The organism is Stieleria sp., from assembly GCF_041595215.1.
GTDB classification, from domain to species: Bacteria; Planctomycetota; Planctomycetia; order Pirellulales; family Pirellulaceae; genus Stieleria; species Stieleria magnilauensis.
Genome location: NZ_JBFHKV010000478.1, coordinates 1 through 6,084 on the forward strand (window position 1 = coordinate 1; position 6,084 = coordinate 6,084).

At 57.4% G+C, this 6,084-nt stretch carries 4 protein-coding genes; 1 reads left to right on the forward strand and 3 read right to left on the reverse strand.

The window, feature by feature from the left end:
- A partial coding sequence (locus ABX749_RS18195; RefSeq protein ID WP_372897214.1) for a tetratricopeptide repeat protein occupies window positions 1-1,730 on the reverse strand: 1,730 nt, incomplete at its 3' end.
- Between the two features lie 258 nt (window positions 1,731-1,988).
- Window positions 1,989-2,735: a lysostaphin resistance A-like protein gene (locus ABX749_RS18200; RefSeq protein WP_372897215.1), complete on the reverse strand. Its 747-nt coding sequence runs from the start codon at window positions 2,733-2,735 to the stop codon at window positions 1,989-1,991.
- A 527-nt stretch (window positions 2,736-3,262) separates the two neighbouring features.
- On the opposite strand from ABX749_RS18200, the gene ABX749_RS18205 reads away from it, so the two are divergent.
- Window positions 3,263-4,579 carry a sulfatase-like hydrolase/transferase gene (locus ABX749_RS18205; protein WP_372897216.1) on the forward strand — a complete coding sequence of 439 codons (1,317 nt, stop codon included), beginning with the start codon at window positions 3,263-3,265 and terminating at the stop codon, window positions 4,577-4,579.
- Window positions 4,580-4,764: 185 nt separating this feature from the next.
- Here ABX749_RS18205 and ABX749_RS18210 read toward each other — a convergent pair.
- On the reverse strand, window positions 4,765-6,084 hold a 1,320-nt coding region (locus ABX749_RS18210; protein ID WP_372897217.1), incomplete at its 5' end, for a T3SS effector HopA1 family protein.

Consider the following 6,084-nt stretch of genomic DNA (forward strand, 5'->3'; position numbering starts at 1 on the left):
AGTTTCGAGTGCCGAGCCGCCAGATCGTCACGTCCGCGTGACTGATAGATGGCGGCCAGAAAACGGTGCGCGCTGACGTGTTGCGGAGCCAGCTCAATCGTCTTGTTCAGCGCTTCAATCGCCTGCTCGGTGTTTCCCGAGTTCTGCTCCGATACACCCAATTGAAAATAGTCAAACGGCTCGCTCTGCAACTCCGTGACTTCGCGATAGTACTTCGCCGCTTCGGCAAATTCGCGGCGCTGGTAGGCGAGATTGGCGAGCAGACGCAGTGATTCCAATCGCGGACGCGAGGGCGCTCGCTCACTGGCCACCACTTCCCTGGCCAGGTCTTGGGCGATCGCCGACTGACCCTGCGAACGAGCCAACATGGCCAGGATGGTGGTCGCATCGGCGTCTGCATGGCCCGCGTTCTTGACTTCAATCAGGGCTTTGGCGGCTTCGATGCCATAGTCTCGAAAATTCGGATTGCCGGGATCTTCTTGGGCGACCTGGAACTTGGCGAGCGCTTCGCAACGTTTGCGAACCATGCCCGGCAAATCGGCGACATCCAAGACCGGGCTCAACCCAACCGCCGGTTCGACACTGGTTGCTTGCCCGCTGTGAATGCCGATGCGGTGGTGATGAAACGCCGTGTGGGGAACCTCGGTGCCCTGGGCGGGCATGTGGCATTGGCTGCAGTCATTCTGCGCCTTTTCGACCCGTTTGGCATGCGGCTCACCACAGGACTGATCGGTGTGGCAAGACAGACAGATCTTTCGATAGTGCTCGATCGTCGATTCGGCCGGAACGGTTTGGTGCGGATTGTGACAGGTGATACAGGTCAGCGACTCGGTTTGCTGATAGCACTTGCTCATGTGCAACTGCTCCACATGTCCCACGACGCGCATCGTGTCATCGCCGAGACGATATTGGTAATCGATCCGAAAGTCGGTCAACGGCAACCCGGGTCGATAGTCCCATTCATCTTTGTTGGCCAACATCGCTTTGCCGGCGGCCTGCAAATGGCATTGTTGACAGATGGCTTCGGAAAGCTCGCGTGAGAGTTTGGACGGATTGACGATCGTGTTGTCTGCCCCCGCAAACTTCGGGTTCTCGCGGTATCGGGCGACGTGTTTTTCACCTGGTCCGTGACAACGCTCGCATCCGATTTTCTCTTCCAGAATCGAAAACTCATTCGGGTTGCCGTTCTTACGATCGATGTCACCGACGTGGCAAAAGAAACACTCCGAACTTAACTTGCGTCCGAATCCGGGATGAAAGGGCACATCATAGCCGGGCGACATGGCCCATTTCCCCGTGTCCTGGTACCAAGACAACGGAGATTGGCCGAAATGCGATCCGTCATGATAGACATAGCTTTTTCCGTGCGTTCCCGAGCCGAGCGTGAAGACGATCGGGTGTTCGGTTCGGGCCAATTCCTCGCCGTCGGGACCGCGAAGGATCTCGCGATGAATCAAGTCGTCGCCGCGACGCAATACCTGATAGTCGTTGCCGGACGCTTCGTGATGAAACGTCGCCGAGGAAACCTCTTTGTCCGGATCGACACGCTCCATCGACTCGCTGTGTTTGGTATCCAGATACGTTAAGTGTTCGGCCTCATGGCACTGAGCGCACGTTTTTGTCCCCACATACCCGACGGTCGGATCCGTGTTGGTCGGTGGTTCGGCAAGACCGCGGACGGAAATGCCAAAGAACACGATGAATACGCCTGAGATGATTCGGGCAATCAAGGGTATCGATCCGCGGATGGAAGAAAAGCGACAGAAAAAGTAAACCGCAAGTCTAACAGCTGGAAATTCGACATCTCAAGTTTTTTGTTGCCGACTTCGATGAAGTGTTCCGCCGCACTCGCCCGATGCGACATCCGGGCACACAGCCTTTTGCAGGGCCACTTGCGATCTGCCCAGCAAAAACGCCCGGTCCTTGGGGGCCCTGCCGTTGAGGGATCACGCCATCGGCGGGAACGAAGAATCGGGCGAGAGTACGTCCTAAGACCCAATGCCGGCATACATTTGCAACACCAGAATTGTATCCATGTATCCGTGCGCAAGAATCGTGACCCAGAGATTCCGCCGAACCACGACGTAGGAAATCCCCAACGCCAATCCCATGAAGCTGGCCTGGACCATTCCGGCGAGCCCCCAGTCCGAGTGGACCAGGCCGAACACGATGGAACTGGAGACGATGGCCAACCACCCAGCCGTCCTTCCACCTGCCCCCAACTCGGATATTCGTGTGATCATGAATCCCCGATAAATGACTTCTTCAGCGAATGTCGAGACGATGTACACAGATGCCAAGGCGAGGATCGTCAAGGTGAGATTGCCGCGGAGGTAATCGTACTGACTCATGTCTGCCCGCTCCGGAATGCCAAGCAGATTCGCCATCAGAATCGCGGCAAACACAAAAGCTGCAATCGCGGCAACAAACACGACAATCGATTGCAAGAAGACACGGATCGCGGAACGCCAGCGAGAAAGACTTTGGTCCAGCCCCAAGTGCATCCAACTTTGCCCACGCAATCGCAGTCCCCAGTACACGATTGCCAGCATCAACAGATTGGCAGCCCAGACGCTGCCGATCGATGCGACCGGAGTCTGCCCGAATGTGTTGCTGGCAAGTAAGATCACCGCGATGCCGCTCGCAAACACGACAGCCACTTCAACCAAGCCCGCCCACTTGCTGGCAACCAGCACCCGACCGAGCCGTGTCGCGCCCACACTTGTGTCTTGCATCGCATCGCCCATGGTCAAAGGTCGTTAATCACCGCTCGCGTTGGTCTGCAAATTTGGCGAGCCGTTCCGACTTGTCAAATTGAGTTTTCAGCAGGACATCTAGCCACTCAGGTTTTCCAGCACCTCGTCGCACCACGCCAACCTTGCCACGATCAGAATAATTCGTTCGATCGGGTCGAACGGATGAGCTTTGCTCCGGTTGCCCCTGAGCGAAGCACGGTAAAATCATCGCCTGCATGAAAACAAGACATTCGACAAGCATGAGAGCTCTGACCATTTACTTCTTCTCCGGCGAGTGACGTGTCAACGTTTCGCTTTGGTGTAGCCGTTCGCACTTGTGCTTGCTTCACTCGCGGATCGCGCCGTAGGGCTGGGCTCCCATCCAATGGTAATGGGGGTAGTGCCAAAACAGATCCTCCTGAACCCGTGGGGCCTGCGGATCTTTCGGGTAGGGCAGTATAATCGACTCGTCCGCGTCGTGACTTCCCACCAGTGATCAGCCTGCCGCTCGAGATAGGGATCTTTCAGTGAATGTATTCACTCATGCATTTTGCTTCGCACTCGCCATCCTCTTCGCGTTGCCCGGCATGGGACAAACCGCGGAGCCTCCCGAACCGTTGATTCTTGGCGATCGTCGCGACGCCCCGCCTCCTAACATTTTACTGCTCTTGGCGGATGATCTCGGTTACGAAGCCCTCGGCTGCTATGGCGGTAAAGATTTCAACACGCCGCATCTCGATCGACTCGCCACACAGGGAATGCGTTTCAGCCGCGCGTACACCAGTCCTGTTTGCACTCCGTCGCGGATGAGTCTTTACACAGGCGCGTACGTGTCGCGTCACGGTTATTTCGATGTGCTGCCCGTCCACCTAGGGACGAAGAAGGCCGTCGATTTCCGCCGACGCTGGACGACCTATCCGCAACTGCTGCGCAACGCCGGCTATCTGACGTCCGTGACCGGCAAGTGGCAACTCGCGACGCTGGAATTTCATCCCGAGCACTGTCGCGATGCCGGTTTCGACTCCTGGTGCGTTTGGCAAATCTGGCGTCAAGGAGCCAAAACGACGCGTTATTGGAAGCCGTGCTTCAACCACGACGGACGCGTTCGTGAAGACATCGCCGACCGTTTCGGCCCCGACGTGTTGGCCGACTACGTGATCGACCAGATGCGTACGGCGGCCCAAGCCAAGCGTCCGTTCTACATTCACCACAACATGTTGCTGCCGCACTGGCCGATCATCCAGACGCCAGACGACAAAGCGGAATCCAAACCCGCATCCCTAAGCGGCATGATCGCCTACATGGACAAATTGTGCGGCCGGATCCTCGACGAGGTCGATCGGTTGGGAATTGCCGAAAACACGATGGTGATCTTCATGGGTGACAACGGCACGGACTCAAAAACGCCGCGAACAACGACAGCCGGCGAAGTTCGTGGCGGCAAAACGGATCTCAACGACGCCGGCACCCACATTCCGTTGATCTGCCGACAGCCGGGCAGCATCGAGGCAGGGGCAGTGGCCGACGACCTGATCGACATGGCCGACTGGTTCCCGACCCTTTGCGAACTCGCCGGCGTTGAAGTTCCCGCCGATCTCCCGCTGGACGGTGTGTCCTTTGCGAGTCGACTTGATGGCGGACAGCCATCGCCGCGTCGTTGGGTGACGGGCGGTATTCACGGCACCGTCAGCGTGTATGACGGCCAATGGCGAGTGACCACCGGCTCCAGCGGCATCCTCGACGCACGCCATCTTCCCCGCGAGACGATCTTGGAAACCGCACCCGACGGTTCCGCCGACAACATCTCTCGACTGCGCGCCGCAGCCGCGTCAATCTCAAAGTAATCCGTTGCTGCAGATGACCCGACGCTGAGGGACCGTCCACCAATAAGTTGCCGCTTTAGCGGAACGGCGCAAGCCAGCTTGAAATGACCCTGAAAGACCGGAGGGCTCGCGCCCTACCGCTACAAGTCAATCAGCGCCCTACCGCTACAAGTCAATCAGAAAACAAGTGGGACAGGCGCCGACGCCTATTTTCCGTTCGATCCAGGCCGTAGGTGTGCCTGTTCCAGCTCGATGCCTGCGCACCGAAACTGTTTTTCGATGTGGTCCAACACCTTGGGGTCGTGTAGATCATTCGATTCATTGGCGATGATCAACGCCTCGGCCAGCAACCGGCTGACTTTTTGGCCAAAGCTTTGGCCGTCGCCGGGGTCTTCCGCGATCCCGATTCCGGGACAGATCGCTTTGGTGAACAATGGAATTCCCGACGAAAGACGAAACGAGGATCGATCGACCAGTGCTTTGACACAGCGAATCACCCCATCGACGTCGCGCTTTTCAACGTACAACACCAACGCATCGCGTCGCCCGAACAATCTGGGGTGATTCAGACATTTGATTCGGAACGGAATCAAGCTGCGATTGAGACAAAGCGTCAACGCCTGGATGACATCGAACACCGAGTGCTGATCGCAATGGAAATAAAATCGAACTTGGTTCCCCCGCTCGCATCCATTCGGCAACGTCTCACTGAATGCGAAATAATAGTACGGCAGACACGTGCGATCTTCACGCTTGAGACGCATCACATCCAACGGCTGCATCTGCCATCGGTTAAAGCCCGGCCGAACAGGCAACCATCCCGGTTGCGACGTTCCGCGGGTCTGATTGGCGCTGGACAGTCGCTCGACGAACCACGGGTCCGGCACTAAATCGGCTGGGACGCGATACGGCGCTTCGTCGGGGTCGCGACAATAGGCTGCAAAGTAAATCACCAGCGTCAGGGCATCGATCAGTTTCTCGCGCGGCGTGGCCGAGGAACCCTGCGAAGGCGAGGCAACCGCCTGATCGACCTGATGGACCTTTCCAGCAAAAATGAACGTCGAGTCAGAGATGATTTCGAGACGCTTCGCGATCGCAAGCAATCGATCCTGCAAACGGGGCTGAGCTACTTCGTCTTGACTGTTCGAGCGGGCTGTTGACCTGTGAAGCCCAGGTCTGGCAAAGGGCTGACACAGCATCTTGCGACTGGTTTCAATCAACCGGAACGAAAAGACCCCGGGGGTTTTTAAATGGAAATCGCGTTCCATGGCGGTCTGAATCAATCGTGATGCACAAAACCGGTTGACGCGTTCGGCAAAGCCGGGGTCACACGGGCCGCTGCAGTGCTGGGTATACGAGTCAAAAAACACATCGGCGGCTTCACGTAGATCGGGTGCGTGATCGGATGCCGACGCGAGTGATCGCTCGATGGAGCACGCGATGTAGGACTGCAGCATGCCGGCAACATCCCAGGCGGGGTCCCCCGATGCGGCGAGTTCCCAATCGACGAGGGTGACGCGTGAATC